The 25,874-nt window shown below is 61.8% G+C and carries 30 protein-coding genes; 13 read left to right on the plus strand and 17 right to left on the minus strand.

Features of this window, described 5'->3' with window-relative positions:
• Positions 1 to 2 precede the first annotated feature (2 nt).
• The gene (locus IHQ43_RS07750; protein ID WP_192563949.1) at positions 3 to 2,192 is read right to left on the minus strand and encodes a patatin-like phospholipase family protein; all 2,190 of its coding nucleotides are present in this window, start codon (positions 2,190 to 2,192) and stop codon (positions 3 to 5) included.
• 72 nt (positions 2,193 to 2,264) lie between these two features.
• On the opposite strand from IHQ43_RS07750, the gene IHQ43_RS07755 reads away from it, so the two are divergent.
• Positions 2,265 to 2,552, plus strand: a complete 288-nt coding sequence (locus tag IHQ43_RS07755) for an Rdx family protein (RefSeq protein WP_192563950.1) — start codon at positions 2,265 to 2,267, stop codon at positions 2,550 to 2,552.
• On the opposite strand, the gene IHQ43_RS07760 is transcribed toward IHQ43_RS07755, so the two are convergent.
• A complete protein-coding gene (locus tag IHQ43_RS07760; protein WP_192563951.1) occupies positions 2,546 to 3,439 on the minus strand; it encodes a DMT family transporter in 894 nt (297 codons plus the stop codon). The genes IHQ43_RS07755 and IHQ43_RS07760 overlap by 7 nt on opposite strands.
• A 72-nt stretch (positions 3,440 to 3,511) precedes the next feature.
• Positions 3,512 to 4,276, minus strand: coding sequence for a helix-turn-helix transcriptional regulator (locus IHQ43_RS07765; RefSeq protein WP_192563952.1), 765 nt, complete (start codon positions 4,274 to 4,276; stop codon positions 3,512 to 3,514).
• Positions 4,277 to 4,408: 132 nt separating this feature from the next.
• Between IHQ43_RS07765 and IHQ43_RS07770 the strand changes: the two genes are divergently transcribed.
• Positions 4,409 to 5,224: a UDP-2,3-diacylglucosamine diphosphatase gene (locus IHQ43_RS07770; protein WP_007958385.1), complete on the plus strand. Its 816-nt coding sequence runs from the start codon at positions 4,409 to 4,411 to the stop codon at positions 5,222 to 5,224.
• 29 nt (positions 5,225 to 5,253) lie between these two features.
• On the opposite strand, the gene IHQ43_RS07775 is transcribed toward IHQ43_RS07770, so the two are convergent.
• Both IHQ43_RS07775 and IHQ43_RS07780 read right to left on the minus strand, forming a co-directional pair.
• A complete protein-coding gene (locus IHQ43_RS07775) occupies positions 5,254 to 5,844 on the minus strand; it encodes an HD domain-containing protein (protein ID WP_192563953.1) in 591 nt (196 codons plus the stop codon).
• Between the two features lie 24 nt (positions 5,845 to 5,868).
• A complete protein-coding gene (locus tag IHQ43_RS07780; RefSeq protein ID WP_192563954.1) occupies positions 5,869 to 6,180 on the minus strand; it encodes an Mpo1-like protein in 312 nt (103 codons plus the stop codon).
• Between the two features lie 167 nt (positions 6,181 to 6,347).
• On the opposite strand from IHQ43_RS07780, the gene IHQ43_RS07785 reads away from it, so the two are divergent.
• Positions 6,348 to 7,409 (plus strand): AraC family transcriptional regulator, encoded by a 1,062-nt coding sequence (locus IHQ43_RS07785; protein WP_202949245.1) that lies wholly within the window; start codon positions 6,348 to 6,350, stop codon positions 7,407 to 7,409.
• On the opposite strand, the gene IHQ43_RS07790 is transcribed toward IHQ43_RS07785, so the two are convergent.
• The gene (locus IHQ43_RS07790; RefSeq protein ID WP_085666727.1) at positions 7,366 to 8,820 is read right to left on the minus strand and encodes a TrkH family potassium uptake protein; all 1,455 of its coding nucleotides are present in this window, start codon (positions 8,818 to 8,820) and stop codon (positions 7,366 to 7,368) included. The genes IHQ43_RS07785 and IHQ43_RS07790 overlap by 44 nt on opposite strands.
• Positions 8,821 to 8,941: 121 nt before the next feature.
• On the opposite strand from IHQ43_RS07790, the gene IHQ43_RS07795 reads away from it, so the two are divergent.
• Positions 8,942 to 9,508: a nitroreductase family protein gene (locus tag IHQ43_RS07795; RefSeq protein ID WP_192563955.1), complete on the plus strand. Its 567-nt coding sequence runs from the start codon at positions 8,942 to 8,944 to the stop codon at positions 9,506 to 9,508.
• A 5-nt stretch (positions 9,509 to 9,513) separates the two neighbouring features.
• Here the strand turns inward: IHQ43_RS07795 and IHQ43_RS07800 are convergent, their stop codons facing one another.
• From IHQ43_RS07800 to IHQ43_RS07825, 6 genes are all read right to left on the minus strand, one after another.
• A complete protein-coding gene (locus IHQ43_RS07800) occupies positions 9,514 to 10,854 on the minus strand; it encodes a sensor histidine kinase (protein ID WP_192563956.1) in 1,341 nt (446 codons plus the stop codon).
• A 190-nt stretch (positions 10,855 to 11,044) separates the two neighbouring features.
• The gene (locus IHQ43_RS07805) at positions 11,045 to 11,494 is read right to left on the minus strand and encodes a Spy/CpxP family protein refolding chaperone (protein ID WP_007958371.1); all 450 of its coding nucleotides are present in this window, start codon (positions 11,492 to 11,494) and stop codon (positions 11,045 to 11,047) included.
• 136 nt (positions 11,495 to 11,630) lie between these two features.
• Positions 11,631 to 12,308 carry a response regulator transcription factor gene (locus tag IHQ43_RS07810; protein WP_192563957.1) on the minus strand — a complete coding sequence of 226 codons (678 nt, stop codon included), beginning with the start codon at positions 12,306 to 12,308 and terminating at the stop codon, positions 11,631 to 11,633.
• A 7-nt stretch (positions 12,309 to 12,315) separates the two neighbouring features.
• The gene (locus tag IHQ43_RS07815; RefSeq protein ID WP_192563958.1) at positions 12,316 to 12,726 is read right to left on the minus strand and encodes an SH3 domain-containing protein; all 411 of its coding nucleotides are present in this window, start codon (positions 12,724 to 12,726) and stop codon (positions 12,316 to 12,318) included.
• A 120-nt stretch (positions 12,727 to 12,846) separates the two neighbouring features.
• Positions 12,847 to 13,146, minus strand: a complete 300-nt coding sequence (locus IHQ43_RS07820) for a YciI family protein (RefSeq protein ID WP_011333002.1) — start codon at positions 13,144 to 13,146, stop codon at positions 12,847 to 12,849.
• Between the two features lies 1 nt (position 13,147).
• On the minus strand, positions 13,148 to 13,744 hold the full coding sequence (locus IHQ43_RS07825) for a septation protein A (protein WP_192563959.1): 597 nt from the start codon (positions 13,742 to 13,744) through the stop codon (positions 13,148 to 13,150).
• Positions 13,745 to 13,831: 87 nt separating this feature from the next.
• Between IHQ43_RS07825 and IHQ43_RS07830 the strand changes: the two genes are divergently transcribed.
• The 9 genes from IHQ43_RS07830 to arfB all read left to right on the plus strand — a co-directional run bounded on the left by IHQ43_RS07830 (position 13,832) and on the right by arfB (position 22,260).
• On the plus strand, positions 13,832 to 14,695 hold the full coding sequence (locus IHQ43_RS07830) for a PHP domain-containing protein (protein WP_085747145.1): 864 nt from the start codon (positions 13,832 to 13,834) through the stop codon (positions 14,693 to 14,695).
• Positions 14,696 to 14,708: 13 nt separating this feature from the next.
• Positions 14,709 to 15,338: an L-threonylcarbamoyladenylate synthase gene (locus IHQ43_RS07835; protein ID WP_096822250.1), complete on the plus strand. Its 630-nt coding sequence runs from the start codon at positions 14,709 to 14,711 to the stop codon at positions 15,336 to 15,338.
• Positions 15,339 to 15,458: 120 nt separating this feature from the next.
• Positions 15,459 to 16,157, plus strand: a complete 699-nt coding sequence (locus IHQ43_RS07840; RefSeq protein WP_170844946.1) for a segregation and condensation protein A — start codon at positions 15,459 to 15,461, stop codon at positions 16,155 to 16,157.
• Positions 16,158 to 16,168: 11 nt separating this feature from the next.
• Positions 16,169 to 17,188 carry an SMC-Scp complex subunit ScpB gene (gene scpB, locus IHQ43_RS07845; protein ID WP_192563960.1) on the plus strand — a complete coding sequence of 340 codons (1,020 nt, stop codon included), beginning with the start codon at positions 16,169 to 16,171 and terminating at the stop codon, positions 17,186 to 17,188.
• Between the two features lie 2 nt (positions 17,189 to 17,190).
• Entirely contained in the window at positions 17,191 to 17,382 is a 192-nt protein-coding gene (locus IHQ43_RS07850) for a DUF1289 domain-containing protein (RefSeq protein WP_192563961.1), read from the plus strand.
• 154 nt (positions 17,383 to 17,536) lie between these two features.
• Complete coding sequence (gene rluB / locus IHQ43_RS07855) at positions 17,537 to 18,754, plus strand: 23S rRNA pseudouridine(2605) synthase RluB (RefSeq protein ID WP_192563962.1); 1,218 nt, start codon at positions 17,537 to 17,539, stop codon at positions 18,752 to 18,754.
• 851 nt (positions 18,755 to 19,605) lie between these two features.
• Positions 19,606 to 21,021: an amino acid permease gene (locus IHQ43_RS07860; protein ID WP_192563963.1), complete on the plus strand. Its 1,416-nt coding sequence runs from the start codon at positions 19,606 to 19,608 to the stop codon at positions 21,019 to 21,021.
• Between the two features lie 108 nt (positions 21,022 to 21,129).
• Positions 21,130 to 21,825 carry a pentapeptide repeat-containing protein gene (locus tag IHQ43_RS07865; protein WP_192563964.1) on the plus strand — a complete coding sequence of 232 codons (696 nt, stop codon included), beginning with the start codon at positions 21,130 to 21,132 and terminating at the stop codon, positions 21,823 to 21,825.
• Between the two features lie 21 nt (positions 21,826 to 21,846).
• Positions 21,847 to 22,260: an alternative ribosome rescue aminoacyl-tRNA hydrolase ArfB gene (gene arfB / locus IHQ43_RS07870; protein WP_011333010.1), complete on the plus strand. Its 414-nt coding sequence runs from the start codon at positions 21,847 to 21,849 to the stop codon at positions 22,258 to 22,260.
• On the opposite strand, the gene IHQ43_RS07875 is transcribed toward arfB, so the two are convergent.
• The 5 genes from IHQ43_RS07875 to IHQ43_RS07890 form a co-directional block, all read right to left on the minus strand.
• A complete protein-coding gene (locus tag IHQ43_RS07875; protein ID WP_172829517.1) occupies positions 22,257 to 23,444 on the minus strand; it encodes an MFS transporter in 1,188 nt (395 codons plus the stop codon). The two genes, arfB and IHQ43_RS07875, sit on opposite strands and share 4 nt — an antisense overlap.
• 95 nt (positions 23,445 to 23,539) lie before the next feature.
• A complete protein-coding gene (locus IHQ43_RS07880) occupies positions 23,540 to 23,719 on the minus strand; it encodes a hypothetical protein (protein WP_007958348.1) in 180 nt (59 codons plus the stop codon).
• A 73-nt stretch (positions 23,720 to 23,792) separates the two neighbouring features.
• Positions 23,793 to 23,924 carry a hypothetical protein gene (locus IHQ43_RS29685; RefSeq protein ID WP_007958347.1) on the minus strand — a complete coding sequence of 44 codons (132 nt, stop codon included), beginning with the start codon at positions 23,922 to 23,924 and terminating at the stop codon, positions 23,793 to 23,795.
• A 302-nt stretch (positions 23,925 to 24,226) separates the two neighbouring features.
• Entirely contained in the window at positions 24,227 to 25,420 is a 1,194-nt protein-coding gene (locus IHQ43_RS07885) for an amino acid aminotransferase (RefSeq protein WP_192563965.1), read from the minus strand.
• The gene (locus IHQ43_RS07890; RefSeq protein WP_003222798.1) at positions 25,420 to 25,776 is read right to left on the minus strand and encodes a 4a-hydroxytetrahydrobiopterin dehydratase; all 357 of its coding nucleotides are present in this window, start codon (positions 25,774 to 25,776) and stop codon (positions 25,420 to 25,422) included. The genes IHQ43_RS07885 and IHQ43_RS07890 overlap by 1 nt, the downstream gene beginning before the upstream one ends.
• Positions 25,777 to 25,874 lie beyond the last annotated feature (98 nt).

Below are 25,874 nucleotides of genomic sequence, written 5' to 3' on the forward strand. Positions count from 1 at the left end.
TATCAGAAGGTCTGGCCGAGGTTAAGGTACACCGCCTGTTCATCCGCATCGTTCAAGCCGTAGCTGAAATTCAACGGCCCCAGCGGCGTATCGAAGCCGATGAACACGCTGGCCGCGTTGATGTAGCCGCTGTCGAATTCATTGTCGTTGTTCCACGCCCGACCGCGTTCCAGTGACGCACCGGCGTACAACGGGAAGTCCAGCGGCAGGTACGAGCGCGGGGTGAGGCGGCGGTAATACACCGCGCGCATCAGACTGACGTTTTGCCCGGAGATCGCGTCCTCGCGGAAACCGGACAATTGCCGGGCGCCACCGAGCAGGAAACTGGAGGTCACCACGTTGGCATCGTCCAGCGTGCGGCCGTAACGACCACCCAGAATCAGCGTATCCGGGCCGCTGCTCATGGCCTTGTCCAGTTTGAACTCCCACTGCCGGTAGCGCGTGTCGGAACCCAGGCTCGGTTCGTACTGCACCAGGGTCAGGCCGATGTCTTCGCCTTCGTGGGGGTAGTAAACGTTGTCCAGCGAGTCGAACGAATACTTCAGCGCATAGAACCCTTCGTTGAAGTTTTCGCTCGGCAGGTCCTGATCGCCAATCCGCACATCCGCCTTGCCCCAGGCCTCGCCGACCCCGAAACGGACTTCGCCGCTGTTGCCGATCTGTCGACCAAAGTTGAGGCCGAAGCCGTAGCGCTCGACGCGATACTGGGCGATCGGATCATTGTCCAGGACCGAATCGACGTTCTGTGCGGCGAACGATGCATAAGGCGCCACGAAGTAGCGAGAGCCCACGTCCAGCGGCTGATAGAACTCGCTGTACAACTCTTGTTTATCGCCGATCTGTGCCCGGGTCAGCCATTCCGCGCCGAGGCGGTTGATGCCGTTCATGCGATAACTGGCGCCGAGGTTGAAGGCGCTGTCGCCGCGCATGTCATCCGACAGGTTCAGGCCGACTCGCAGGTAATCGGTTCCGGTGCGTTTGCCGCGCGCGCTGATCACCAGCGTGTGATCAGCGCCCTTGTGCACCACGCGGTATTGCACTTGCTCGAAGTAATCGAGGCCGTAGAGGGTGCCCATGTCGGTTTGCAGACGGCCCAGATCCAGCGGTTCGCCGATGTGCTGTCGAATGTAATAGCGGATCACGTCATCGCCGACTTTCGAGTCGTTCTCGACCTTGATCGCAGTGATGATCGGCGTGCGCTGGCCCGGCGCGCGGGCGGCGTTGAGCTCAGCGTCTTGTGACTGCACGGGTTTGAGGCGGGCGAGGCGCACGTTCAGGGCCTGGGTCGCGCGGTAGCCGGCGTCGATCATCTCCTGGCCTCGACCGAAGTCGGTGGCGCCGAAACTCGCCAGTGGCGGCTGGATCAGCACGTCATCGGGATGCAGGGTCGCCAGTTGCTCTTCGGAGTTGCGCCGGGTCATCAGGGTGATCGACTGATTCAGCACATCGACCACGGTCACCAGTTGCTTGCGGTTGCGCAGCGGGGTGCCGATGTCGACCACGATGGCCACGTCGACGCCCATTTCCCGGGCCACATCGAGGGGAATGTTGTCGGTCATGCCGCCATCCACCAGCAGTCTGCCGTCGAGTTCGACCGGGGCGAACACCGCCGGGATCGACATGCTGGCGCGGATCACCTGGGGCAGATGGCCCTTGCGGAACACCACTTTTTCGCCGTTGGCGATGTCGGTGGTCACGGCGCGGAACGGGATCGGCAGCTTGTCGAAATCCCGGGTGTCGCTGGTATGGGCCAGCAGGCTTTCCAGCAGCAGCGCGAGGTTCTGGCCCTGAATCACGCCCAATGGCAGGCCGAGGCTGCCGTCATCGCGAAAGCTCAGTTTCTGTTTCACCAGAAAGTCGCGGTCGTCCTGCTTGCGCCGGAACGGCACGTCTTCGCGGGGCGGGGCGTCGGACAGCGCCTGCTGCCAGTCGATGGTCAGGGCGAGTTTTTCCAGCTCGTCGATCTTGTATCCCGAGGCGTACAGCCCGCCGACCACCGCGCCCATGCTGGTGCCGGCAATCGCATCGATCTTGATGCCTTGCTCTTCCAGAGCCTTGAGCACACCGATGTGCGCCAGCCCCCGGGCCGCGCCGCCGGACAGCACCAGGCCGACTTTCGGGCGTGTGGCCTCACTGGCATGAACGAACAGCGGCAGGAAACCAAGCAACAGGCAGATCAGAAGACGACGCATCGTGAGTCTCGGGGCGAGCGATAAAGCCGGCTATTATAGCGGCGCCCCTCTGGCTCAGGAGTTTCAGCGATCATGACCGTCACAAAACCGGAAATCGTCATCACCTATTGCACGCAATGCCAGTGGCTGTTGCGCGCCGCGTGGCTGGCGCAAGAACTGCTCAGTACCTTCGGCGACGACCTCGGCAAAGTGTCACTGGTGCCGGGCACTGGCGGGGTGTTCCACATCGCCTGCAACGATGTGCAGATCTGGGAACGCAAGGCCGACGGCGGTTTCCCGGAGGCCAAGGTACTCAAGCAGCGGGTGCGCGATCAGATCGACCCAGATCGCGATCTAGGGCACAACGACCGTACTCAGTGAGAAGCAGCCTCGGCCGCGACGGTTTTCTTGTCGTTGCTGCCTGACAGCCGGCTCGATACCACGATGGCAACGATGATCAGCGCGCCGCCGATCAACATGCGCAGGGTCGGCTCTTCATTGAACAGCAGCCACGCTACGGTTATCCCGTACACCGGCTCCATGGCGAACACCACCGCTGCGGTGCGCGCCTTGATCACCGCCAGACTGGCGACGAACAGGCTGTGGGCAACACCGGTGCAGAACACCCCGAGCAGACCGATCCACAACCAGTCGATGGCCCGCACCTCGCTCAGTTGCGGCGCCGCCACCGGCAGCAGACACAGCGCCACCACCACGTTCTGACACAGTGCCGCCTGCACCGCCGGGATGCGTCCGGAGCTGGCGCGGTTGGTCAGGGACAACAGGGAAAACAGCAGGCCCGACAGGATCGCCCAGAGCAGGCCGGTGGTCGCGCCGCTGGCCAGATCGAACGCCGGGGTCACCAGCACCAGCCCGACACTGACCAGCACCACCAGCACGATTTCGTTGGCGCGGATGCGTTCGCGGAAGATCAACCCTTCAAGAATCACCGTGAAGGCCGGGAAACTGGCGAAACCCAGGGTCGCAATGGCGACGCCCGCGACTTTGACCGCAATGAAGAAACTCACCCAGTGCCCGGCCAGCAGCACGCCGCTCAGGGCCAGTCGGCGCCAGTCCACGGCCTGCAGTTTCTGCCAGCCGCCCTGTTGGGCGAATCGGGCGAAAAACGCCAGGGCGAGCACGGCAAACGCGGCGCGTCCGAACACGATGACCGCTGGCGTTGCGGCCGCGAGTTTGCCGAAGACGCCGGTCAGGCCGAACATCAGTGCGCCGATATGCAGGGCGCCGAGGGCAGTACGGGGAGTCATTGCAGTCCTTTTTCCAAACACCATTTCAGGCACACATTGAAGCGTGTCACGACGGAAAAGTCTGTCGGCAGGCTATCGACTTTTGTCGTCAGCCTCGCGTCGCAATTGTGTAGGAGACGTGCCGAATTCACGCAGGACGGCGGCCGAGAACGCACTTTGCGAGTTGTAGCCGACGCGGCTGGCCACTTCACCGATGGGCAGCGTGGTGTTGCGCAACAGCGCGACAGCTTTGTGCAGCCGGCGACTGCGAATGTAGTCCATCGGCGTCTGCCCGCATTCGGCGACAAACCGTGCATGCAACCGGGCGCTGGATAACCCGGCGACGCGCGCCAGATCCGCGACTTGCAGCGGATAGGCCGCGTACTGCTCGATGTGGGCATCGAGCGCCGCGTAGGGCAGGCGGCGCGCGACGATTTCGGCGGGTGGTACGTGGTTCAGACTCGCCAGCAACAACACTGCGCCCTGTTGCGCAATCAGCGGATCATCCACCGGACTGTTCGCCAGCCAACTGACCAGTTGACCCTGCCCGGCATCCAGCGACAGACGCGCCGCGTTGTCCAGCAGGCGGCGACTGGCATCGGCATGATCGCCCAGCGAGCGTGTCAGCCATTGCTCGTCCGGCACATCCAGCACCAGACAGCGGCTGCCCTTGGGACTGCCGCACGCGTGATGCGCACCGGCGGGGATCACCACGAAACTCTGCTGCAATACCTGACTGCCATGCCCTTCGACTTCGAAATCCAGCGCACCGGACAGGCCGAACACCAGTTGCGCATGGTCGTGGCTGTGGGCGATCAGGTCGTGGCTGTAATGGCGCAGGGTCAGGATCGGTTGCATGGCGGTCTCCGGGCGAGCCGCCAGTCTACACCGGCGCAGGGGCGACGCGTTTGTCACAAGACTGACGCACACCTGTCATGGTCGATTAACCGGGCGCGCGCACAGTGGCGAAAACATCGCAGAGGGTTGCCCATGACCAGCGCCGAGCTCGCCAGACCCAGCCGTAAACAACGGGTGCGCACCCTATGGATCTCCGACGTGCACCTGGGCACGCGGGATTGCCAGGCCGAGCATCTTTCGCAATTTCTCAAGGGCTATCACGCCGACAAGATCTACCTGGTCGGCGACATCATCGACGGCTGGAAACTGCGCGGCGGCATGTACTGGCCGCAGGCGCACACCAACGTGATCCGCCGTTTGCTGACGATGAGCAAGCGCGGTACCGAGGTGATCTACGTTACCGGTAACCATGATGAATTCCTGCGCCGTTATTCGAAGCTGATTCTGGGCAACATCCAGTTGGTCGACGAAGCAGTGCACGTCACGGCCGATGGTCGGCATCTGCTGGTGATTCACGGTGACCAGTTCGACGTGATCACCCGCTATCACCGCTGGCTCGCGTTCCTCGGCGATTCGGCCTACGAATTCACCCTGACCCTCAACCGCTGGCTCAATCACTGGCGGGCGAAATACGGTTACGGCTACTGGTCGCTGTCGGCCTATCTCAAGCACAAGGTGAAGACCGCAGTCAGCTTCATCAGCGATTTCGAGGAAGCCATCGCCCACGAATGCGTGAAGCGCGAGCTGCACGGTGTGGTCTGCGGGCACATTCACCACGCCGAGATCCGCAAGGTCGGTGAGGTGGATTACCTCAATTGCGGCGACTGGGTGGAGTCGTGCACAGCGCTGATCGAGCACTGGGACGGCACGATCGAGCTGTATCGCCTGGCCGATGCGCAGGCGCGGGAGGCCGAACTGAAAGCGGCGAAGGTTGCCGAACTGGCCTGAGCGATGCCCCTGTGGGAGCGGGATTGTCTTTATGCGGAGGTGTGTTCTTCCATCGCCGCTTTGTAGATCGAGTTTTTCGGCTGAGCGAACAGCTTTTCCATCATGGGTTCGAAGAAGCTCAGCGGCAGGGTGTCGTACTCGGGGTCGAACGCCGCCGCGTCATATCTGGCGCAGAACTCCGCGGTCGCCAGAAACTGCGGATGGTCGCTGAACTGCTCGCGCAGGTGCCGATCCATGCCCAGGTGATGGAAGAAGTAGTAGCCCTGGAAGATCCCGTGCTTTTCCACCATCCACAGGTTCTCGGCGCTGACGAACGGCTTGAGGATGGCGGCGGCGATGTCCGGGTGGTTGTAGGAGCCAAGGGTGTCGCCGATGTCGTGGAGCAGGGCGCAGACCACGTATTCCTCGTCGCGCCCGTCGCGAAAGGCGCGGGTGGCGGTTTGCAGCGAGTGGGTCAGGCGATCTACGGGGAAGCCGCCGAAATCGCCTTCAAGCAGTTTCAGGTGCGCCACGATCCGGCTCGACAGTTGACGGGCGTAGGCGCTGAAATCCGCCGCGATGATCGCCCAGTCTTCCTGTGTGCCGTCCTTCATGTGGGTGAAACGGGCAGTGGCATTCATCGGCAATCCTCTTGATCGGAGTTTCTAGAACGGCACGCGGCCCAGGATCATGTCGCGGTACATGACGAAGTCGCCGAGCAGGCTGTAGAGCGGGTGCTGGAAAGTGGCCGGGCGGTTTTTCTCGAAAAAGAAATGGCCGACCCAGGCAAAGCTGTAGCCGGCCAGCGGCAAGGCAAGCAAAAGCAGCCAGGCGCCCTTGGCGATGGTCAGGGCGAGAATGAAGATCACCAGCGTCGTGCCAATGAAGTGCAGGCGACGGCAGGTGCTGTTGCTGTGCTCGCTGAGGTAATACGGATAGAACTCGGCGAAGCTGTTGAAATGCTTGATGGTTTCCACGACTGCGATCTCTGTGGTTATTGTTCTGATTGCAAGTTGTTCGGCGGGTAGCTTATTTGAGTCTAGAGTGATCATTGGCGTCGGCCAGTGACAATCGGCGCCACTTTACTATCCTTGGGAAATCGGCCGTAGTATGCGGCTCATCATGTCATTCAAGAAAAAACGCCATGAGCGAACGAACGACTTCTGCAAGCTGGGCGATGGGGATTGTCAAAGCACTGGAAATGGACGGCCTGGATTGCCGGGTTTTGTTCAGACAGCTGGGGCTCGACTATGCGGCGCTGGAGGATCCGGACGCACGCTTCCCGCAGGATTCCATGACCCGACTCTGGCAACGGGCGGTCGAGCTGTCCGGGAATCCGGCGATCGGCCTGAACATGGGCAAGGTGGTGCGGCCGGCTTCGTTCCATGTCGCGGGCTATGCGCTGATGTCCAGCAATACGCTGGCGGAAGGCTTTCAGCGACTGGTGCGTTATCAGCGGATCATCGCCGAAAGTGCCGACCTGAGCTTTCGTCTGCTCGACGAAGGTTATGCGCTGATCCTGACGGTGCATGGCGATCATCTGCCGCCGACCCGGCAAAGTGCCGAAGCGTCACTGGCCTGCGCACTCGCGCTGTGCGGCTGGCTGACCGGGCGTACGCTGCACCCGCGCAAAGTGCTGGTGCAGGGCGATGAGCCGGATGATCTTGAACCCTACAAACAAGCCTTCCATGCACCGCTGGTGTTCAACGCGCCGTATGACGCGCTGATCTTCGAGCGCGCCGACATGGAAGCGCCGCTGCCCACCGCCAACGAAGCGATGGCGCTGTTGCACGACCGGTTTGCCGGGGAATATCTGGCGCGGTTTTCTGAAAGTCGCGTGACCCACAAGGCGCGTCAGGTGTTGTGCCGTTTGCTGCCCCAGGGCGAACCCAAGCGCGATACGGTGGCGCAGACCCTGCATCTGTCGCAGCGCACCTTGCAACGGCGCTTGCAGGAGGAGGGCACCAGTTTTCAGCAGTTGCTCGATGACACCCGCCGCGAACTCGCCGAGCAATACCTGGCGCAGCCGAGCATGACCTTGCTGGAGATTGCCTATCTGTTGGGGTTTGCCGACCCGAGCAATTTCTTCCGCGCCTTCCGCCGCTGGTTCGACACCACGCCCGGCGATTACCGGGCGCGGTTGCTGGAGGCGCCAAACGCGATCAGTGACGCCAGAACGCCGGAATACACAGTACAAACACCGTAATGATCTCCAGTCGGCCGAGCAGCATGCCGAACGAAAGAATCCACTTGGCTGCATCCGGCAGGCTGGCGAAGTTGCCGGCCGGGCCAATCGTTTCACCCAGCCCCGGGCCGACGCCGGACACGGTGCTGGCGGCGCCGGTCAGCGCGGTCATCCAGTCCACGCCGAGCAGCGACAGCAGCAGGGCGATCACGCAGATGGTGATGGCGAAGAAGAACGAGAACGTCAGAATCGAACGGACGATTTCCTCGTCGAGGCGATGACCGTTGTACTTCTGCTTGATCACCGCCCGTGGGTGAATCAACTGATTAAGGTTGGCCTTGAGCAGAATATAGGCGACCTGGAAACGGAAGATCTTGATCCCGCCCGCCGTCGAGCCGGAGCAGCCGCCGACGAAGCCCAGATAGAAGAACAACATCAGCGAGAAGTTGCCCCACAGGCTGTAGTCCCCCAATGCAAATCCCGTCGTCGTGACCACCGACGTCACGTTCAGCGCCACGTGGCGCAATGCGTCCAGCCAATGCAGGTTGGTGGTCCACCAGTACCAGGTACCGAGCACCAGCCAGGTGACCAGCAACATCCCGAGCAAACCCTGCACCTGTTGATCCTTGATCAGCGCCCGGCGGTTGCCGCGCAGCGTCGCCACGTACAGGGTGAACGGCAGGCTGCCGAGAATCATCACCACCACCGCCACCCAGTGCACCGCCGGTTGCGTCCACTTGGCCAGGGACTGGTCGGAGGTCGAGAACCCGCCGGTGGAAATCGCCGACATCGCGTGGTTGATCGCATCGAACGGACTCATCCCGGCCCACCAGAACGCCAGGCTGCCGAGAATCGTGATGCCGACATACGCCGCCACGATCAGGCGCGCCACCATGTGCGAGCGGGGCATGACCTTTTCCGAGCGGTCCGAGGATTCGGTCTGGAACAGGCGCATGCCACCGATGCGCAGCAGCGGCAGGATCGCCACCGCCATGCCAATGAAGCCGATGCCGCCGATCCAGTGCAGCAGTGAGCGCCACATCAGAATGCCGGGGGACATATCGTCCAGATGGTTGAGCACGGTCGAGCCGGTGGCCGTGATGCCGGACATGCTTTCGAAGAACGAGTCGGTGTAGCTGATGTGCTGGGTCAGCAAAAACGGCAGCGCGGCGAAAATGCACACCACCAGCCAGCTGCTGACGGTCAGCAGGTACATGTCCCGGGGGCGCAGGTGAATGTGTTCCGGACGCCCCGGAATCACCAGCGCGAGGCCGGCGACGAAGGTGATCATGCTCGCCCAGAGGAACGACGGCAGATCGCCGGTGCGCTCGAAAATCACCAGGGTGGCCATGGGCACGACCATGGCGACGGCCAGGGTGATCAGGAAGATGCCGATGATGAAACCAATGATCCGTAAGGTCGGCAACGCCATGAAGTCCGCTCGGGCTGATGTGGGAAGGGCGCCATTCTACCTGCGGTGCAAGGCATGTAAACCGACGCGTCTGGATCACTTGCAGCTAGAATAGCCGGACATTTTTTTCAGGAGGTGGCCGATGCAGGCTCTCGACGCTTTGCTCAACCGTGTTTCCGTTCCACGACTGATCGATCCGGCCCCCACCGCCGAACAGCGCGAAGTGCTGTTCGCCGCCGCGACCCGCGCACCGGATCACGGCCATTTGCAGCCGTATCGCTTCCTGACCGTCGAAGGCGCGGCGCGTGAGCAGATGGGCGAGTTGCTGGCCGAAGCTGCACAGATGCAGGAAGGCGAAGTCTCCGAAGCAATGATCGACAAGGCCCGCAACGGCCCGCTCCGCGCGCCGCTGGTGGTCGTGGTCATCGCCAAATTGCAGGATCACGTCAAATACCCGAAGGCCGAGCAGTTGCTGGCCGCGGGCTGTGCAGCGCACGGGATTTTGCTGGCGGCTTACGCGCAGGGGATTGGCGCGGTGTGGCGCACCGGTGATCTGGCTTATTCGAAACATGTCGCCAAGGGTTTGGGCCTGACGGATGACGAAGAGGTGATTGCGTTCCTGTACCTCGGCACGCCGCAGAAAGAACCGCGGGTGGCCGAGAAGGTTGATCTGGCGGAGTTTGTCAGCGCCTGGCCGGGTAAAGCCTGACTCCATCAGGGCTGAACAACAGCCCCCGGCTCCAGCGGCAATTCAAGACTGGCCACAAACCCGCCCTGCGGGTGATTGACCAGCACCAGGGTCCCACCATGCCGCTCCGCCGCCCGTCGGGCAATCGCCAGTCCCAGGCCATGTCCGGCAGCAGTCTGGCCGGGCGCCCGATAAAACGGTTCGCCCAACTGGCTCAGATGTTCGGCATGCACGCCCGGCCCATGGTCACGCACGCTGACCACGATCCGCTCGCCCTGACGTGAAGCCTGCATTTCAATCGACTGCCCGACCGGGTTGAAGCGCTGGGCATTGCGCAGCAGGTTATCCACGGCGCGTTCGATCATGGTCGGCCAGCCTTTCAGATTGAGCGCGGGTTCGGCTTCCAGATGCACGGCCTGTTCCGGCGAGCCGAGTTGCGCGTCCTTTTGCAGGGTGGCGAGCAAGGCATTCAGATCCACTTCTTCGGCGCTGGCGTTGTCGGCATCGACCCGCGCCAGTACCAGAATTTCACTGATAAGCGCTTCCAGGCGATCACACTCGCGGGTCAGGCGCGGCCAGAGTTTTTCCCGTTCTTCCGGGCTGGCCCGTTCGGCCAGTGCCAGCGCGATGCGTAGTCGTGCCAGTGGTGAACGCAATTCGTGGGAGACGTCGCGCAACAGCTGGCGCTGACTGCCGATCAGACTTTGCAGGCGTGCGCCCATGCGGTTGAAGTCGTTGGCCAGCACACCGAATTCATCACGACGGTTGGCCAGTTGCGCGAGGCTGTTCTGTTGATAGGTGGTCTGGCCGAGGTCATGAACGGCGCCGCGCAGGCGACTGAGCGGGCGGGTGATGGAGAACGTCACCAACAGGCTGAACAGGGTCAGCACCACCAGTGCGATGCCCAGCGCACTCAATGGCCAGAGCAGGCTTTCGCGGTGCCAGGCGTCGAGTTCCGGGTGCGGGATGCGGTAGATGAAGAGGTAGGTGTCGCCGCTTTTGTCGCTGGTGAATTCGTCGGTCAGTCGGCGCCAGGGCAGGCGTCGGTCATCGTTGTTCTGCCGCGCCTCGAAAGCAGCTGCGCGACGGGGAAAGGTGCCGCGCACCACCGGGTCGCCGCTTTCGTTCAGCACTTGCACGTCGATGTGATATTGGCGTTTGCGTTGTTCGAGGATGTCCTGGGCGGCGTCTTCGCCCTGGGCTTCGTAGGTCTGCGTCCATTCGGCGGCCAGAGTGTTGAGGCCCGGGTGGCGGCTGAGGATCCACGCGTCCTGGTTGAGCATGTGCCCCAGCAGAATGGAAAGCCCTGCAACCAGAGCGATGGCCAGCCAGAAGCTGGCGAGGATACGCCAGAACAATGAACGCACAATGATTCCTCAGAACAAACGCAAAACCCTGTGGGAGCGAGCTTGCTCGCGATAGCGTAGTGTCAGACAGCTAAGTCTTGTCTGATACACCGCTATCGCGAGCAAGTCGAATCGTCGCACCGTCGCTCCCACATTTGATCGGGTGAAAGCAGGCCCGACGGGGTAAGCCGTCGGGCCTGGGGTCAGAACATTATTGCGCCTTTTGCGGCTGTTGCGCTTTCCAGGCTTTGAACTCGGCCCATTCGGCGCGACGCTCGGCCTGTTTCTTCTGGATCTCGTCGAATTTCTTCTGTTGATCCGGTTTCAAAACGGCGCGGACATCGGATTCGGCTTTCTTGTGGTTGGCCGCCATCTCGTCCTTCATGGCTTTCTGGTCGGCTGGCGAGAGTTTCTCCAGGTATTTTTCGACCGTCTGCTTACGCTCGTGCATCTGCTCGCCCATGATCTTGCGGATCTGCTCGCGCTGTTCGCGGGACAGGTCCAGCTGGCTGTACGGGCCTTTGCCGTGCATGCCGTGCATCTGACCGCCATGGCGCGGGCCGTCCAGCGGGCCACCCATCGGGCCGCCATCCTGTGGCATGGCCATGGCGACGGTCGGCAGGGCAGCGGCAAACATCAGAGCGATAAGAGTCTTGCGCATGGTGAATCTCCTTTGTCTCGTTCCCGGTACGTTCCGGATGAGTACAGATTACGGAGATCAAGGTCAGCGGCGGTCAGCGCTGTGTAAAGCTTGGGTAAACACGTTTTCGCGCCGACCTGACAAAACTGACAGACGATCAGAGGCTGTAGTAGTAGCCACGACTGCGCAGGGCGACGATGCGCGGGCGGCCGTCGGGGTGCGGGCCGATCTTTTTGCGCAGGTTGCTGACGTGCATGTCGAGGCTGCGGTCGTACAGGGTCAGCTTGCGGCCGAGGGCGATCTGCGCCAGTTCCTGTTTGTCCAGCGGCTCGCCCGGTTGCTTGAGCAAGGCTTCGAGCAGGCGGCTTTCGGAGACGGTGAGGGTGAATTCCTTTTCGTCGATGCTGACCACGCCGCGCACCGGGCTGAAGCTCAGGTCGCCCAGTTCGAGCTGGGTCGACACGGCGGCCGGGTGACTGCGGCGCAGCACGGCGCGCAGGCGGGCGGTCAGTTCGCGCGGATCGCAGGGTTTGGCCAGGTAGTCGTCGGCGCCCAGTTCCAGGCCGAGGATCCGGTCCAGCGGTTCGCCCCGGGCCGAGAGCATCAGTACCGGCAGGTCGGCGTGATCGCTGCGCAGTTGCTTGAGCAGTTCCAGACCGCTGCCGTCGGGCAGCATCACGTCCAGCACCACGGCCGCCGGCGCGGTTTCGGCCAGCGCCTTGCGGGCGCTCTGACCATCGTGGCAGGCCCGGACCTGAAAGCCTTCCTGGCTCAGCCAGCTACTCAGGAGCTCACACAGCTCCACGTCATCATCAATCAGTAACAGCTCGCTCATGACTCACTCAATTTAGCCATTGCCGACGTTTTCGGCTTGCTCCACTGGCAAAGATACCGCAGAGCAGCGCCAATAGCGCTACCCCGGCCCCGGTGACGAACCATTGCTGCTGTTCGGTCAGCAGGCGCGGCAGCGGGCTGGCCTGGGCTTCCTTGAGTTGCAGCTTTAGACGCTGGTTCTCCTGGCGCAACCGGGCAAGCTGGGCGCTTTCGCGGGTGTTGTCGGCATTTTGCAGTTGTTTGTTCAGTTCTTCCCGTTGCTGCTCGCTGGCCTTCAGGCGCTGCTGTAACTCGGTGATCTGACTGCCGGCGCTCAACGACAGCGGCGTGGAGTTGCCGCCTTCGGTGCTTTCTTCACCATGGGCGGGCGCCATGATCGACAACGTGACCAACATCAGACACAACGGACCCTTGCGCATCGCGACTCCTGTTTCCAAATGGATATTGGGCAGGTTGTCGGCCGGCAAACGAGAATAATGAGCGATTGAGAACGCGATGAACCGACAAGGTTCATCGCGTGGCGGTATTGGCGGGGAAGGTTACGGCAGGACTTGCTTGAACGGCTTGACGATTACGTTGGCGTAGACACCGGCGGCGATGTACGGGTCGGCATCGGCCCAGGCTTGCGCCGCGCTCAGGGAATCGAATTCGGCAACGATCAGGCTGCCGCTGAAACCTGCTGCGCCCGGATCATTGCTGTCGACCGCCGGGTGCGGGCCGGCCAGCACGATACGGCCTTCGCCCTTGAGCACTTGCAGGCGTTCAAGGTGTGCCGGGCGCGCAGCGAGGCGGGCTTCCAGGGAGTTGGCGACGTCGGTGGCAATGATGGCGTAGAGCATGTCAGTCCTCGGTTTTTGGCGTTGTGGTATCGGCGTCGTGCAGGTGACGGGACAGGTAGATGCCCTGAGCGACCAGGAACAGCACGGTCAAGCCCAGGCTGCCGAACACCTTGAAGTCCACCCAGTAGTCCTGGAAGGTGAACGCGACGAACAGGTTGGCGGCGCCGCAGAACAGGAAAAAGGCGATCCAGGCGATGTTCAGGCGCGTCCAGACAGCGTCCGGCAGGGTCAGCGCGTGGCCCATGATGCGTTTGATCAGCAGGCGGTCACCGATGAAATGGCTGCCGATGAAGGCCAGTGCGAACAGCCAGTTGACCACCGGGGCTTTCCATTTCAGGAAGGTTTCGCTGTGAAAGGCCAGGGTCAGGCTGCCGAACACGAGGCAGGCGACCAGCGTCAGCCACTGGCTCTTCTCCAGCTTGCGCTGCTTGATGAAGATCGCGCCGTACACCACCAGGGAGCTGATGATCAGCATGGCAGTGGCACTGTAAATGCCGCCTACCGTCAGTTCATGGCCGGCAACGTCGACGGTGCGTGGATCGAGTTTGTAGACGATGAAGAACAGCAGAAGCGGGATGAAATCGATGAATTGTTTCACAGTGAGAGCCAGAAGCTGGATGTGGCGGCATAATAACAAACATATGGGCGCGCGATAGCGCCAGCTGATTTGAGGTTACACATCCCCGTGAATGTTGATTTGCACTGCCACAGCACGGCCTCCGATGGCGCCCTGGCGCCTGCGGCACTGGTTGCGCGTGCGTTCGAGAACGGCGTGCGAGTCCTGGCCCTGACCGATCACGACACCCTCGAAGGCCTCGCCGAAGCGCGCACGGCCGCCGAGGCGCTGGGCATGCAACTGGTCAACGGCGTCGAGTTGTCCTGCACTTGGGGCGGGGCGACCATTCACGTTCTCGGCTACGGTTTCGACGTCAACGCCGCACCGTTGGTCGAGGCAATTGCGCAGTTGCACGACGGCCGCTGGCTGAGGTCAGAAGAAATAAGCCGCAAGCTCGCGCTCAAGGGCATGCCGAATGCGCTCGACGGCGCGCGGCAGATCCAACAGGAACTGGGCGACAGCGGCAACGCGCCGGCCCGCCCGCATTTTGCCGACTGGATGGTGCGTGAAGGTTTTGTAAAGGATCGCGCCGAGGCGTTTCGCAAATGGCTCGGCGCCGGCAAGCTGGGGGACGTCAAGCAACACTGGCCGACCCTCGAAGACACCGTCGGCACGCTGCGCGCCGCCGGCGCCTGGGTCAGCCTGGCGCATCCGTGGCACTACGATTTCACCCGCAGCAAGCGCCGAAAGCTGATTGCCGACTATATTCAAGCGGGCGGGCACGCGATTGAAGTGGTCAACGGTCACCAGCCTGCGGAACAGGTGGGCAGCCTGGCAATCCTTGCCCGTGAGTTCGGTCTGCTGGTCAGCGCCGGCAGTGATTTCCATGGCCCTGGTGGCTGGTCCGAGATCGGCCAGTACCGGCCGGTGCCGGAGGACCTTCCACCCCTGTGGTGTCGGTTCAAACATGACACAGTTATTGCCGCCGTCTGAACAGGTAGAGAATGTGAGTCAATTTTTCCAGATTCATCCGGAAAACCCGCAAGCGCGCCTGATCAAACAGGCCGTCGAGATCATCCGCAAGGGCGGGGTGGTGGTCTATCCCACGGACTCTTCCTACGCAATCGGTTGCCAGATCGGCGACAAGAACGGCATCGAGCGCGTTCGACGCCTGCGTCAGCTCGACGAGAAGCACAATTTCGCGCTGATCTGCAGCGACCTGTCGCAACTGGGCAATTACGCCAAGATCGACACCGGGACCTTTCGAATCCTGAAGGCCCACTTGCCGGGGCCGTACACCTTCATTCTCAACGCCACCCGCGAAGTGCCGCGCCTGCTGCTGCATCCGAAGAAACGCACCATCGGTCTGCGGGTGCCGAGCCATCCGATCGCGTTGGCGCTGCTGGCCGAACTGGGCGAGCCGCTGATGAGCGTGACCCTGATCATGCCGGGCGATGAAGACCCGCTGAGCGATCCGTACGAAATGCGCCAGTTGCTCGAGCATCAGGTCGATCTGATCATCGACGGCGGTTTTGGCGGCATCAAGGCCTCCACCGTGATCGACCTCACGGGCGATGATCCGGAAGTGGTCCGCGTCGGTTGCGGCGATCCGGCTCCATTCATGGTCGAGGCCTGAATGTCCGCAGTGGAAACCGTTGATCCCCAGGCCGGTGCCCAGCAGGAACTGCCGTTTGCCATGGTCTATGGCCAGGCAGTCACGGAAATGCCGCTGGACCTGTACATCCCGCCCGATGCGCTGGAAGTCTTCCTCGAAGCCTTCGAAGGCCCGCTCGACCTGCTGCTGTACCTGATCCGCAAACAGAACATCAATATCCTCGACATCCCGGTGGCGGAAATCACCCGCCAGTACATGGGTTATGTCGAGCTGATGCAGTCGGTGCGCCTGGAACTGGCCGCCGAGTACCTGGTGATGGCCGCGATGCTGGCCGAGATCAAGTCGCGGATGCTGCTGCCCCGGGCCGAAACCGTCGAGGACGAAGAAGACGACCCGCGCGCCGAACTGATCCGCCGCCTGCAGGAATACGAACGCTTCAAGGCCGCCGCCGAAGGCATCGACGGCCTTAGCCGGGTCGGTCGCGACGTGATCGTGCCCAAGCTCGACGCCCCGGAAGCCCGTGCGCGCAAGCTGTTGCCGGACGTGGCACTGGAAGAAATCCTGATGTCCATGGCCGAAGTGCTGCGCCGGGGCGACATGTTCGAAAGCCATCAGGTCAGCCGCGAGGCGCTGTCCACCCGCGAGCGCATGAGCGATGTGCTGGAGCGGCTCAAGGGCGGCGGGTTTGTGCCGTTCGTCGAGCTGTTCACCGCCGAGGAGGGCAAGCTCGGGGTGGTGGTGACCTTCATGGCGATCCTTGAACTGGTCAAGGAATCCCTGATCGAGCTGGTGCAGAATGAGCCGTTCGCCGCGATCCACGTGCGAGCCCGAGCCGAATAACGAGTCCCGATATGAACCTGACTGAACCCCGCGAGCTGGCGTCCCTGCTTGAAGCCTTTCTGTTGGCCTCGGGAAAGCCGCAATCCCTTGAGCGCCTGTATGAACTGTTCGAGGAAGGCGAACGCCCGGAACCGCCGGTCTTCAAAAAAGCCCTGACCCTGCTCGGCAAATCCTGCGAGGGCCGGGCGTTCGAGCTCAAGGAAGTCGCCTCCGGCTATCGCCTGCAAATCCGCGAGAAGTTCGCGCCTTGGGTCGGCCGTTTGTGGGAAGAACGTCCGCAGCGTTACTCCCGGGCACTGCTGGAAACCATGGCGCTGATCGCCTATCGCCAGCCGATCACCCGGGGCGAAATCGAGGACGTGCGGGGCGTGGCGGTCAACACCAACATCGTCAAGACGTTGATCGAGCGCGAGTGGATCCGCATCGTCGGTTACCGCGATGTGCCGGGCAAACCGGCGATGTTCGCCACCACAAAGGCGTTTCTCGACCACTTCAACCTGAAGAACCTCGACGACCTGCCGCCGCTGGCCGAGCTGCGCGAGATCGAGGCGGACCCGGTGCTCGACTTCGACGACGCCCCCGTGCCGCCGGGCTTGCAGGAGCTGGCCGACGCCAGCGCCGAGCCGGAAGAGCCGAAAGAGGAAACCAGTTTTCACACGCTGCTGCTGGAGCTGGACAGCATGGAGGAGGGGATCAAGACCGACTTCGACGACTTGCTGCGTGACGGGGTGGGCGGTGAATCGATGCCGAGCGGGGTTGAGTACGATCCGGTCGAGCCGTCGGTTGAGGGTGAGTCCGAATCTGAATTCGAGCCTGAATTTGAGTCCGAGTCAGAATTCGAGCCTGAGCCAGAGCAGGAAGACGATGTGCTCGGCGTGGCCGAGGCCCGGGAAAAGCTGCTGGCCGCCGTCGCCCGGCTCGAACAGCCCGCACCGGAACCCGCCGCCGAGGAAGAACTGAGCGAAGAAGAGGCCGAAGCCCGCGCACTGGCCGAAGCCATCGAAGCCGAACGCCGCGAGTTCGAGGATTGAGCATGACCTCGACCAAGGACCCGTGCATCAGCGTCTGTAAGTTCAGCGACGACATCTGTCTGGGCTGCGGCCGTAGCAAGCGCGAGATCCGGGCCTGGAAGAAACTCGACAAGGACGACAAGCGCACCGTACTGGCCGAAGCCGCGCTGCGTCTGATCAAGCTCGGGGCCACCGGTCGGCGGAAAAAGAAATAACCTTGCCCTGATCGACTAGTCTCTGATGCGCGCGGGGCCACATCCGCGTATGATTCGCGACCCTTCGGCGATCCCTTCGCCCGAAAACCCAGATTTCAACGTTTCAGCGGCTCAATTCAGCGCCGCTGAACAGACCACACCGGGAGGTGCCCAGATGAGTGACATCAATCAGAAAGACGACCAGGAAATCGGCCCAGCAGGCGAAAAGCTGCAGAAAGTCCTCGCCCGTATCGGCGTCGGCTCGCGCCGTGACGTTGAATCCTGGATCGCTGCCGGCCGGATCAAGGTCAATGGCAAAGACGCCACCCTGGGTCTGCGTGTCGACATGCACGACGCAATCACCATTGATGGCAAGGTCATCAAGCGCGAAGAAGCCGCCGAGTCGGTGCGCCGCGTGATCATGTACAACAAGCCCGATGGCGAAATCTGCACCCGTGACGACCCGGAAGGCCGTCCGACCGTGTTCGACAAGCTGCCGCGTCCGAAAGAAGGTCGCTGGATCAACATCGGTCGTCTCGACATCAACACCACCGGTCTGCTGATGTTCACCACCGATGGTGAACTGGCCAACCGTCTGATGCACCCGTCCTACGAAATGGACCGTGAATACGCGGTTCGTGTACGTGGCGAAGTCGACGACGAGATGATCGAGCGTCTGAAGGCCGGCGTTGTGCTGGAAGACGGCCCGGCGCGTTTCACCGACATTCAACAGGCACCGGGCGGCGAAGGCTTCAACCACTGGTATCACTGCGTGGTGATGGAAGGCCGTAACCGTGAAGTACGTCGCCTGTGGGAATCCCAGGGCCTGGTGGTCAGCCGCCTGAAGCGCGTGCGTTTCGGTCCGGTGTTCCTCAACTCCGATCTGCCGATGGGCCGCTGGCGCGAAATGAGCCAGTACGAAGTCGACGTGCTGAGTGCCGAAGTCGGTCTGACCCCGGTGGCCATGCCGCAACTGAACGCCAAGAGCAAAGACAAGCTCGACCGCATGCAGCGCAAGTCGTCGCGTCCGATGGCCCGTACCGAGCGCGTGCGCACCCTGCGTCCGGCCAACGGTGCACCGATTGGCGCCGGTCCGCGTCCGGTCCGCGAGCCGCAGATCGAAGGCGAGCGTCCGGGTCGCAAGCCGGCAGCGCGTCCGGATGGCGAGCGCGGTCCACGCACTCCGCGTCCGGCCAATGGCCGTACCGAGCGTGGCGAAGGTCGCGGTACGCCGGTGGCGGATCGTCCAGTCGACACCAAGCGTCCGGCCAAGCCGTCGCCGAAGCGTCCGGGCATCAAGCTGGCTGACGATGACAAGCCGTCGGGCAAGCGCCGTGGCGCACCGTCCGGTTCCGGCCAGCGTCCGGGTTTCGGTCGCAAGAAGCCGGAATAAGGCCGTTGTAAGCTTCGAGCGGCGAGCTTCAAGCTGAAAACAGAAACGCCAACCTCAGGGTTGGCGTTTTTTTTTTTGGAGTTTTTATTTCTTTTTTTCGGGTGTGTTTTTCTTGTTTTAAAACAAAAAACTTGGCGCCTTTCAAATAGTTAGCCAGCTAAACGTCAATCGCCGGACGCGGCTTCGATGGGTCTGGAGTGGAAACTTTACGTTACGCGCTGTCAGTGAATATTTACGAAAAAGCCGTAGCCGTCCCATGAATCGGGTGCCTTTGTCGGGCTGTAAGGAAAATCTGCCGGAGCCAGCCCCGCCGGGCCTTGCGCAGCGCTCTGGCGCGCTTGTTTCAGCGTCGTTTGGAGGGTGATATGCGCTGCATGCCTGTCGTGCAGGTGCATAACAAGAAGGAGGCGCAATGAACGCCGATATCCAATTTCACTTCTCCACGTGGGGCGGATTTTCCATCGTCCACGCCGATGGCCTGCAAAGGCCTGACTCAATTTTTGCAGCCGCCCGGGCCTCCCGGGGTGGACACATGCAATCCCGGCAACCGACACGCTGATCCGGCGAGGTCTGGCAGCAGGGGGTTAGCGGTGTACAATGCGCCGCGTTTTAACTGTGACCCTCTGCGTAATCGCGCAAACCTCAAGGTTTATCCGCCTTGTTCACTCCGCCGCGTCACAAGCGTGTCGGGTTCGATTTCGTCACAGATAAAAACAAACAGGTGACGCATGACCGTTGTAAAAAAGCTGAATTCCTGGTGCCTGCGCTGGGGTTTGATCAAGGTTGGCTGAAATCGCAACCTTGCAGCAACGTCTACTGAACATCATCAAACCTTGCGTGAGACCTTTTTCATGAGTGGACAAAACTCGCAATCAGGCGAGCTGAAACGCGGCCTGAAAAATCGCCATATTCAACTGATCGCCCTCGGTGGCGCGATCGGTACCGGATTGTTCCTCGGCTCGGCCGGGGTGCTGAAATCCGCCGGCCCGTCGATGATCCTCGGCTATGCCATCTGCGGCTTCATCGCCTTCATGATCATGCGCCAGCTCGGCGAAATGATCGTCGAAGAGCCGGTGGCCGGTTCCTTCAGCCACTTCGCGCACAAATACTGGGGCGGCTTCGCCGGTTTCCTGTCGGGCTGGAACTGCTGGATTCTGTACATCCTGGTGGGCATGTCGGAGCTGACTGCCGTCGGCAAATACATCCACTACTGGGCGCCGGAGATCCCGAGCTGGGTCACTGCCGCCGCGTTCTTCGTGCTGATCAATGCGATCAACCTGGCCAACGTCAAAGTCTTCGGTGAAGCCGAATTCTGGTTCGCGATCATCAAGGTCGTGGCGATTGTCGGCATGATCGCCCTGGGCAGCTATCTGCTGGTCAGCGGCCATGGCGGCCCGCAGGCTTCGGTCAGCAACCTGTGGTCCCACGGCGGCTTCTTCCCCAACGGCGTCAGCGGTCTGGTGATGGCCATGGCGATCATCATGTTCTCCTTCGGTGGTCTGGAAATGCTCGGTTTTACCGCAGCCGAAGCCGACAAGCCGAAAACCGTGATCCCGAAAGCCATCAACCAGGTGATCTACCGGATCCTGATTTTCTACATCGGCGCACTGGTGATCCTGCTGTCGCTGACCCCGTGGGACAGCCTGCTGGAAACCCTCAACGCTTCCGGTGATTCCTACAGCGGCAGCCCGTTCGTGCAGGTGTTCTCGATGCTCGGCAGCAACACCGCCGCGCACATCCTCAACTTCGTGGTCCTGACCGCGGCATTGTCGGTGTACAACAGCGGCACCTACTGCAACAGCCGCATGCTGCTGGGCATGGCCGAGCAGGGCGATGCGCCGAAAGCGCTGGCGAAGATCGACAAGCGCGGCGTGCCGGTGCGTTCGATCCTGGCGTCGGCGGCGGTAACTCTGGTTGCGGTGTTGCTCAACTACCTGATCCCGCAACACGCGCTGGAACTGCTGATGTCGCTGGTGGTTGCAACGCTGGTGATCAACTGGGCGATGATCAGCTTCTCGCACTTCAAGTTCCGCCAGCACATGAACAAGACCAACCAGAAGCCGCTGTTCAAGGCGCTGTGGTACCCGTACGGCAACTACATCTGCCTGGCGTTCGTCCTGTTCATCCTCGGCGTGATGTTGCTGATCCCGGGCATTCAGATCTCGGTGTACGCGATTCCGGTGTGGGTGGTGTTCATGTGGGCCTGCTACGTGATCAAGAACAAGCGCAGCGATCAACGCGCGGTGCTTGGGGCCGCGGCCAAGTAGGCAACGGATGACAACAAAAAAGCCGGCTTCTGCCGGCTTTTTTGTGCCCGGTCCTACGCGAAGTGACGATAGACTGCCGGCGCCAATTGAATCGCGAAGGAGTCGGACATGGATCAGGTGCAAACGCACTACGAGGTCGAGGGAGACGCGCTGACGCGTGACGATGTGCTGGCGCTGATCGAGTCTCAGCGCCTGCCGCTGCGGTTTGTCGGGGTGGATTTCACCGATGTCGATCTGTCGCGCCTGACACTGGATCGCGCCGAGTTCCAGCGTTGTACCTTGCTGCGCACGCAATTTCTCGGTGCCCGCCTTGAGGCGACTCAATGGAAGGGCTGTCGAGGTGCCCACGCGGTGTTCGAAGCGGCCCAGTTGCTGGAGGCTTCATTCAGCAGCTGCGATTTGAATAACACCCGCTGGCAGCGGGCGAAACTGGCACAGGTCGCTTTCACGGGCTGCAAGTTGACCGGTGCCAACTTCAGTCACACGTCCAGTCTGGGCCTGTCGTTCAGTGAGACCCGGCTCAATAGCGCGTTTCTGGCCGGCATGTCGTTCGCCCGCACGACGTTGAACGGTCTGGATTTCTCCGATGCGGACTTGAGTGATGCCGACTTTCGCAAGGCCGAGTTCGTCGAGTGCAGCCTGGCTCACGCACGCATCAACGGCGCGAGGTTCACGGATGCCGATTTGCGTGGCGCCGACCTGAGCGGTTTTCGGCTCAACGATGCCAAACTGTTCAAAGGTGCGGTGATTTCCCGGGCCCAGGCGTCGATGCTGTTGTCCGAACTGGGGTTGTCTGTCGCTTAGCGACTTGAAGGTAGAGTTTCCATGCTGGTGATTTCCAACAATGTGCATCTGCCGGATGCCGAGATCGAACTGACGTACATCCGCGCCCAGGGTGCCGGTGGGCAGAACGTCAACAAGGTCTCCAGTGCCGTGCACCTGCGCTTCGACATTCCGGCCTCGTCCTTGCCCGAGTTCTACAAGGAGCGGCTCCTGGCGCTGCGCGACAGTCGCATCACCGGCGACGGTGTGCTGATCATCAAGGCCCAGCAATACCGTACGCAGGAACAGAATCGCGCCGATGCGCTGGAGCGTCTGACCGAGTTGATCCTCAGCGCCACCAAAGTCGAGAAGAAACGCCGGCCGACGAAGCCGACGCTGGGTTCAAAGAAACGTCGGCTCGAGTCGAAGACCAAACGCGGCAGCATCAAGGCCGGGCGCGGCAAGGTGGATTTCTAGTCTTCGCGGTACTTCGCCGTGTGGCGGTAGAGATAGACGCTCAATGCCAGACCGCTCAATGCGGCGAGGGCGGCGAACAGGAAGATCGAGGCAAAACCGAAGCCCGCTGCAATGGCTCCGGCCAGAGGCCCGGTGATGCCCAGTGACAAGTCGATGAACAGCGAATAGGCCCCGACTGCCGCTCCACGGCTGGAGGCTGGCACCAGGTTTACGGCTTCCACGCCCAGCGCCGGGAATACCAGCGAGAAACCGAAACCGCTCAATGCCGCGCCGGCCAATGCCCAGTGCGCGTCTGGCGCGAGCCACAACAACAGCAGACCCAGTGTTTCCACCGACAGACAGGCAATCGCCACGCGAAAGCCGCCGAGGCGGTTGATCAGGTTGCCGAACAGCAGTCGCGCACCGATGAAGCTGGCGCCGAACAGGCTCAGGCACAGCACCGCGTTATCCCAGTGCTGCGTGGCGTAATACAGGGTAATGAAGGTGGCGATGGTGCCGAAACCGATCGAGCCCAGCGCCAGTCCGCAGCCGTGGGGGAAGACGCGACCGAGAACATGCATGAACGGCAGACGCTCGCCGGCCACGATCGGCGCGGCGGTTTTCGGCCAGGCCAGCAGCAGCCCCAGCGTGGCCAGCAGCAGAATGCTCACACCCATGCTCCACAGACCGAAACGGCTGACCAGCCACACCCCCAGCGGCGCGCCGACCGCCAGTGCGCCGTAACTGGCGATACCGTTCCACGAGATGACCTTGGCGGTGTTGGCGGCGCCGACACGGCCGATGCCCCAGCCGATCGAGCCTGAGCCGACCAGGCTTTCCGCGCTGCCCAGTACCAGACGGCCGACGAACAGACTGATCAGGCTCAGCAGCGGCAGGTTGGGTGTCCACGCCGAAATCAGCATGAACACACCGCTCAAACCGCACCCGGCCAGGCCAATCATCACCGCACGTTTGCTGCCCTGGTTGTCGATAATCTTGCCGGCATACGGACGGCTGAGCAGGGTGGCAAGGTATTGCACGCTGATCACCAGCCCGGCGATGACCGCGCCGAAGCCCAGGTCGCTGTGCACGTAGCCGGGCAGCACCGCCAGCGGAATGCCGATGTTCAGGTAGCCGATGAAGGTGAACAGGACGATGGAAACGACTTGCAGCGTGACCGCCAGGGGGCGCTGGGGTTCTGGCATAGAGGACGACATGGGTAACAATCCACGGGAAGAGCAGAATAGATAGGCTGCTCATGATACCGATGCGGACGCGTCTGGGGCGGGGAAAAGTAAAACTATTTGGCCGGGGCGACCAATTGCGTGGTGACCAGGGCGGCCAGGGCGTTTTCTTCGCTGCCGAAACGGGCGAGGAGGGCGGCCTGTTTCTCGGGCGAGAGACGGCTCCAGATCTCGATCATTTTCTCGGTGGCACCGATCAGGATCTCGGCCTGTTGTTCATCGAATTCTTTGGACATGGCAGCTCAGGTTTCAGGCAGTGTGGAAAGCGCATGTTAGCGCTTTCCACACGGTCTGTACGGCGGGTGTTACTTACTCTTCGCTGTCGGCCGGACGGCTCTCGGCGGCTTCTTTCGGCTCGGGCTGTTGGGCACCGGCTTGTTGCGTGGTCGTCTGCTCAGTTTCGTGCAGGCTTGGGAAGGGGAGATTCGGAATCTCGTGCATGGTTGCGCTCCTCGCTAAGTCTGTTGATAGATCTGGTAGATCCGCGCTTTCAGAAAGCTTGCGAAGGATACAGCAGGAAAAGTGACAAATAGATTTTTAAATCCATTTGTTTCGACGGGCGGGATTGTCTAGACAAGTGCGGCAAGGTGACGCAGCCCTGATCGACCCCACGTTCCGTGCCTGATCGTTCCCACGCTCCGCGTGGGAATGCCTCAATGGACGCTCCGCGTCCGCTTCGGCAGTGACGCAGAGCGTCCCGTGCTGCATTCCCACGCAGAGCGTGGGAACGATCACGGAGAGGGTTATTTGCAGACGTTGGCGATCGCTTCGGCCAGCAAGTCGAGGCGCGTCGCATCAATTCCCGCGACGTTGGCCCGGCCCGAGCTGACCATGTACACGCTGTGATGCTCGCGCAGGTTCTTCACCTGTTCCGGCGACAGGCCGGTGTAGGAGAACATCCCGCGTTGCACGCCAATGTGCGCAAATCGCTCGCGCAGGCCGTGCGGCTCCAGTGCTTCCACCAGACCGCTGCGCAGCTGGGCGATGCGCAGACGCATGGCTTCCACTTCGTCGGCCCAGCGACGTTTCAGCTCCGGGTCGGCGAGGATCGTGGCGACCACAGCCGCGCCGTGATCCGGCGGCGTCGACCACAGGTTACGGGCGATGTGCGCCAGCTGGCTGCGAATGTCGATGAGCTTGTCAGCGGTTTTCGCGCTGACGATCAACGCACCGGTACGGTCGCGATACAGGCCGAAGTTCTTCGAGCAGGAACTGGTGATCAGCAGCTCGGGTAACTCGGCGGCGAACAGCCGGGTCGACCACGCATCCTGCTCCAGACCGTCGCCAAAGCCCTGGTAGGCAAAGTCGATCAACGGCAGCAGATCGCGACGACGTACCACGTCCAGCACCCGCTGCCAGTCGTCGTGACTCAGGTCGAAACCGGTCGGGTTGTGGCAGCATGCGTGCAGCAGCACCACATCGCCTTTTGGTACTTCATTGAGCACGGCGAGCATCGCGTCGACGTCGAGGCGGTTGTCGCTGCCGACGTACGGGTAATGGCTGATCTTGACCCCGGCCGCCGCGAAAATCGTTTCGTGGATCGGCCAGGTCGGGTTGCTCAGCCATACGCCTTTGCCCGGCAGGCATTGCGCGATGAAGTCCGCCGCCAGACGCAAGGCGCCAGTGCCACCCGGAGTCTGGGTGGCGCCGGCGCGTTGCCCGGCGATCAGTGCCGAATCGGCACCGAGCACCAGCTCGTTGATGACCTTGCCGAACAGCGGATTGCCGTGGCCTCCGATGTAAGTCTTGGTGTCCTGGCTCTCGACCAGACGCGCCTCGGCGATTTTCACCGCTTCGGGAATCGGCGTCAGGCCCTGGGCGTCCTTGTAGACACCCACGCCGAGATCGAACTTGCGCGGATTGGAGTCCTGCGCGTAGGCCTCCATCAGGCCGAGGATCGGGTCGCCGGGCACCCGGCCGATGGCGTCGAAGTGCATTACTTGCGTCCTTCTGCGGTCTTGGCCACTTCGTCAGTGCGCGCGGCCATGATGAAGTCGTTGCGGTGCAGACCCTTGATCGAGTGGCTCCACCAGGTCACGGTGACTTTGCCCCATTCGGTCAGCAGGCCCGGGTGGTGACCTTCAGCCTCGGAGATCTCGCCGACGGCGTTGGTGAAGGCCAGCGCGTGTTTGAAGTTCTTGAACAGGAAGACCTTTTCCAGCTGCATGATGCTGTCGCGTACTTCGATGTTCCAGTCAGGGATCTGCTTGATCAGGATCGGCAGTTCTTCATCGCTGACTTGTGGGGCATCGGCACGGCACGCTTCGCAATGGGCTTGGTTCAAAGTGGACATGGTTTGATTCCTGAGATCGGATGTCTTTTTTATAAGAGCTGTTACGGTCGTCAATGTCGCCACGCTAAACCAAAGTGGCGACGACTGACAGACTCACT

Source organism: Pseudomonas gozinkensis, from assembly GCF_014863585.1.
Classification (GTDB): Bacteria; Pseudomonadota; Gammaproteobacteria; order Pseudomonadales; family Pseudomonadaceae; genus Aquipseudomonas; species Aquipseudomonas gozinkensis.

What these genes read in the sequence shown, in the direction of transcription:
- IHQ43_RS07880 (WP_007958348.1), bottom strand. Translation starts at nt 23,719, where the DNA reads ATGTCCAAAGAATTCGATGAACAACAGGCCGAGATCCTGATCGGTGCC.
- arfB (WP_011333010.1), top strand. Translation starts at nt 21,847, where the DNA reads ATGCTGGTGATTTCCAACAATGTGCATCTGCCGGATGCCGAGATCGAA.
- IHQ43_RS07755 (WP_192563950.1), top strand. Translation starts at nt 2,265, where the DNA reads ATGACCGTCACAAAACCGGAAATCGTCATCACCTATTGCACGCAATGC.
- IHQ43_RS07795 (WP_192563955.1), top strand. Translation starts at nt 8,942, where the DNA reads ATGCAGGCTCTCGACGCTTTGCTCAACCGTGTTTCCGTTCCACGACTG.
- IHQ43_RS07850 (WP_192563961.1), top strand. Translation starts at nt 17,191, where the DNA reads ATGACCTCGACCAAGGACCCGTGCATCAGCGTCTGTAAGTTCAGCGAC.
- rluB (WP_192563962.1), top strand. Translation starts at nt 17,537, where the DNA reads ATGAGTGACATCAATCAGAAAGACGACCAGGAAATCGGCCCAGCAGGC.
- IHQ43_RS07885 (WP_192563965.1), bottom strand. Translation starts at nt 25,420, where the DNA reads ATGCACTTCGACGCCATCGGCCGGGTGCCCGGCGACCCGATCCTCGGC.
- IHQ43_RS07765 (WP_192563952.1), bottom strand. Translation starts at nt 4,276, where the DNA reads ATGCAACCGATCCTGACCCTGCGCCATTACAGCCACGACCTGATCGCC.
- IHQ43_RS07875 (WP_172829517.1), bottom strand. Translation starts at nt 23,444, where the DNA reads ATGCCAGAACCCCAGCGCCCCCTGGCGGTCACGCTGCAAGTCGTTTCC.
- IHQ43_RS07750 (WP_192563949.1), bottom strand. Translation starts at nt 2,192, where the DNA reads ATGCGTCGTCTTCTGATCTGCCTGTTGCTTGGTTTCCTGCCGCTGTTC.
- IHQ43_RS07860 (WP_192563963.1), top strand. Translation starts at nt 19,606, where the DNA reads ATGAGTGGACAAAACTCGCAATCAGGCGAGCTGAAACGCGGCCTGAAA.
- IHQ43_RS07790 (WP_085666727.1), bottom strand. Translation starts at nt 8,820, where the DNA reads ATGGCGTTGCCGACCTTACGGATCATTGGTTTCATCATCGGCATCTTC.
- IHQ43_RS07815 (WP_192563958.1), bottom strand. Translation starts at nt 12,726, where the DNA reads ATGCGCAAGGGTCCGTTGTGTCTGATGTTGGTCACGTTGTCGATCATG.
- IHQ43_RS07890 (WP_003222798.1), bottom strand. Translation starts at nt 25,776, where the DNA reads ATGTCCACTTTGAACCAAGCCCATTGCGAAGCGTGCCGTGCCGATGCC.
- IHQ43_RS07785 (WP_202949245.1), top strand. Translation starts at nt 6,348, where the DNA reads ATGAGCGAACGAACGACTTCTGCAAGCTGGGCGATGGGGATTGTCAAA.
- scpB (WP_192563960.1), top strand. Translation starts at nt 16,169, where the DNA reads ATGAACCTGACTGAACCCCGCGAGCTGGCGTCCCTGCTTGAAGCCTTT.
- IHQ43_RS07805 (WP_007958371.1), bottom strand. Translation starts at nt 11,494, where the DNA reads ATGCGCAAGACTCTTATCGCTCTGATGTTTGCCGCTGCCCTGCCGACC.
- IHQ43_RS07760 (WP_192563951.1), bottom strand. Translation starts at nt 3,439, where the DNA reads ATGACTCCCCGTACTGCCCTCGGCGCCCTGCATATCGGCGCACTGATG.
- IHQ43_RS07770 (WP_007958385.1), top strand. Translation starts at nt 4,409, where the DNA reads ATGACCAGCGCCGAGCTCGCCAGACCCAGCCGTAAACAACGGGTGCGC.
- IHQ43_RS07820 (WP_011333002.1), bottom strand. Translation starts at nt 13,146, where the DNA reads ATGCTCTACGCCATCATTGCCACCGACGTCGCCAACTCCCTGGAAGCC.
- IHQ43_RS29685 (WP_007958347.1), bottom strand. Translation starts at nt 23,924, where the DNA reads ATGCACGAGATTCCGAATCTCCCCTTCCCAAGCCTGCACGAAACTGAG.
- IHQ43_RS07810 (WP_192563957.1), bottom strand. Translation starts at nt 12,308, where the DNA reads ATGAGCGAGCTGTTACTGATTGATGATGACGTGGAGCTGTGTGAGCTC.
- IHQ43_RS07775 (WP_192563953.1), bottom strand. Translation starts at nt 5,844, where the DNA reads ATGAATGCCACTGCCCGTTTCACCCACATGAAGGACGGCACACAGGAA.
- IHQ43_RS07865 (WP_192563964.1), top strand. Translation starts at nt 21,130, where the DNA reads ATGGATCAGGTGCAAACGCACTACGAGGTCGAGGGAGACGCGCTGACG.